The 3,141-nt window shown below is 71.0% G+C and carries 1 protein-coding gene and 1 pseudogene; one reads left to right on the top strand and one right to left on the bottom strand.

Annotated elements, in window-relative coordinates:
- Positions 1 to 298 precede the first annotated feature (298 nt).
- Positions 299 to 2,584, top strand: coding sequence for a nitrate- and nitrite sensing domain-containing protein (locus ABZ646_RS43670; RefSeq protein WP_360532517.1), 2,286 nt, complete (start codon positions 299 to 301; stop codon positions 2,582 to 2,584).
- 15 nt (positions 2,585 to 2,599) lie between these two features.
- On the opposite strand, the pseudogene ABZ646_RS43665 reads toward ABZ646_RS43670, so the two are convergent.
- Positions 2,600 to 3,058: pseudogene (locus tag ABZ646_RS43665) on the bottom strand (AI-2E family transporter); the annotation flags it as partial.
- Positions 3,059 to 3,141 lie beyond the last annotated feature (83 nt).

Below are 3,141 nucleotides of genomic sequence, written 5' to 3'. Positions count from 1 at the left end.
GCCCGATTCGGGAGAGCAGGTCAAGACCCAGCCAGTCAGGAGCCGTGCGAGAGTGCGCCGTTGAGGGGTCGGCAAGCGCTGGCGGCATAATCGATCGCACGCTGCATCCCGGAGGCCTCTCCCGCCCTGTGGTACATGCTCTGACCATCGATGGTTTTAATTGAGATTTCTACCACTTCGGGGAAACCGCTTCACCCAAACACTGCTCGAAGCAGATCGCTGGGTGTTAGAACTTGGCCACAGAACGTCGGGCCCCGAACGGTCCTACACACCCTCCCTGTTGTGAAATGGGACGATCTTGTCCAAACTGAGACCCCTGACCGGCAATTGGCGCGTCGCAAGACGCCTCCAGGCCATTCTGCTCATCCCCGTGCTGGTCGCCCTAGGGCTCGGCGGCATCCGGGTGAAGAACTCGGTGGACACCCTGCGCGACGCCAACGACGCGGTACGCGTGGCGGAGTTGGTGCAGGCGGCGAACGCCTACGCCAGCGACGCGATCAACGAGCGCGACGTGTCGGTGATCCCGCTCCTGGAGGGCAAGCGGAACGCACCCGCCGTGCTGGCTGCGCGCAAGGTCACCGACACCGACGCGCAGGCCTTCGACCGGGCGGTGGCACGCGCACCCCGGACGGCGGGTCTTGACCGGCGGATCGCGCTGGTGCGCGAGGGCGAGAAGCAACTGCCGTCGGTGCGCGCCGCCGCGTTCACGGCCGAACTGACCGGCGTGCAGACGGAGGAGAGCTATCACGCCGTCCAGCACCCGCTGATGGAGATCTCGAACGAACTGGGCTTCGGCAGCAACAACCAGGCGAGCTTCGGACGCACCCTCTACGCCGTGTCCCTGACCCAGGCCGCCGAGTCCCTGGTGCGTTCCATCGGCACGCACCTGCTGGTGGAGGACCGCGCGGCGCTCGGAGCCGGCGAACTCCAGAACCAGCTGGGCTCGTTCAGCTCCTACGCCTACCTGGAGCAGGTCGGTCTGCAGGAGTACGCGGGCGCCGGTACCACCGGGGACATGACCCGGCTGCGGGCCGCGCTGGCCGACGCGCAGAAGAGGGGGGCGGCGCAGACGGCCAAGGCGGCCCAGGAGGCGAAGGCCGTGGGCCGGACGTTCGTGGTACCGCCGGACCGGACCAGGATGATCAGCGAGATCGCCAGCGGGAAGTCGACGCAGGAGCTGGCCGCCGAGGGCATCACACCCGAGTCGTTCTTCGCCGCGCACGCGCTGGTCTTCGACGCCTACCGGGGGATCGAGGTCCACCTCACCAACACGGCGCTCGCCGACGCCCGCAGCATCGCCGACGGGGCCCGCCGGGCCGCGATCATGAACGGCGCGCTCGCGCTCAGTGCCGTCCTCGCGGCGTTCCTGCTCGCGGCCTGGGTGGCCCGCTCCATGAGCCGTGGGATGCGGCGGCTGAGCGCCTCGGCGATCGAGATCGCCGAGCAGCGCCTCCCGGCGGTGATCACCCAGCTGTCCCAGGCCGTGCCCGGTCAGGTGGACACCAAGGTGACACCGATCCCGATCACCACCACCGACGAGATCGGCGAGGTCGCGCGGGCCTTCGACCACGTGCACCGGGAGGCGGTCCGGCTCGCCGCCGAACAGGCCCTGCTGCGCGGCAACATCAACACGATCTTCACCAACCTGTCCCGCCGCAACCAGTCGCTGATCGAGCGTCAGCTCACCATGATCACCGACCTGGAGGAGCGCGAGGCCGACCCCGAGCAGTTGGCGAACCTCTTCCGGCTCGACCACCTGGCCACCCGGGTCCGCCGCAACGGCGAGAACCTCCTGGTGCTCGGCGGCGAGCGGCCCACCCAGCAGTGGGACCACCCGCTGCCCCTGGTCGACGTGATCCGGGCGGCCGCCTCCGAGGTGGAGCAGTACGAGCGGATCGAGCTGGCGGGCGTCCCGGAGGCCGAGATCCACGGGCGCGCCGTCACCGACCTCGTGCATCTGCTCGCGGAACTGCTGGAGAACGCCACCGCCTTCTCGTCGCCGCGCTCGACGGTGCGGGTCACGGCGACCCGGCTGCCGGACGCCCGGATCATGGTCGAGATCCACGACAAGGGCATCGGCCTGATGCCCGAGGACTTCGCGCAGATCAACCACAAGCTGGCGAACCCACCGACCGCCGACGCGGACGTCTACCAGCACATGGGCCTGTTCGTGGTGGGCAGGCTGGCCGACCGGCACGGTATCCGGGTGCAGTTGCGCCCGGCCGCCGGGGAGTCCGGCACGACCTCGCTCGTCATGCTCCCCGCCACCGTGACCTGGCACAGCGGTCCCGAGTCCGATGCCGACACGCTGGCCCTGGCGACCGTCAAGGCACGCGCCTCGTCCGCGCTCGACGCCCTGCTCGCGCAGGCGCCCGCCGACCCGTTCGCGGCGCACGAGGCGTGGGACGACGGCATCGTGGTGCCGAGCCCCGCCGCGGCACCCCCCGGACGGTCCGGGGCGGCTCGGGCGGCCGCCACCTCCGACATCCCCGCTGCGGGCGGTACGCCCGGAGCACCCGGCCGGCCGCCCGGCCTCCCCCGGCGTACCCCGAGGCGGGGCCGCGGACCCGCCGAGAACGGCTGAGCCTCGGGGCGGTGATCAGGAGGGTGGTTCGGGACGCAGGGCCCGCGCCACCGCCCAGAGCACCGAGATGAACGGCACGGCCACCACCGCGCCGATCACCCCCGCGACGATGCTGCCCGCGATGACGGACACGGCCACGACAAGGGGGTGCAGGCGTACCGCCCAGCTCATCACCAGGGGGTGCAGCAGATGCCCCTCCAGCTGTCCGATGACCACGATGAGCACCAGGACGGCGGCGGCCGTGAGGGGCCCGCGCCCGGCGAGGGCGACCACGGTGGCCACGCCCAGCGCGACCGGCGAGCCCACCAGCGGGACGAACGCGGCGAAGAACTCCAGCAGCGTGAGCGGCAGGGCCAGCGGCACCCGCAGCACGAGCAGGGCGACGCCGACGAGTACGGCGTTGGTCGCGGCCACGATGATGATGCCGCGGGTGTATCCCGCGAACGTCCGCCAGGCCGCCCGGCCCGCCCGGTCACCGCTCCGCCACGGGGTGCGACGCCTGCGCATTCAGGTGTCGCACCCCGTGAATGTTTCCTTTCGCGACACCTTGACAGCCT

The organism is Streptomyces sp. NPDC007162 (assembly GCF_040634175.1).
Lineage (GTDB): Bacteria > Actinomycetota > Actinomycetes > Streptomycetales > Streptomycetaceae > Streptomyces.
This window is presented reverse-complemented; position numbering and strand designations above follow the sequence as displayed.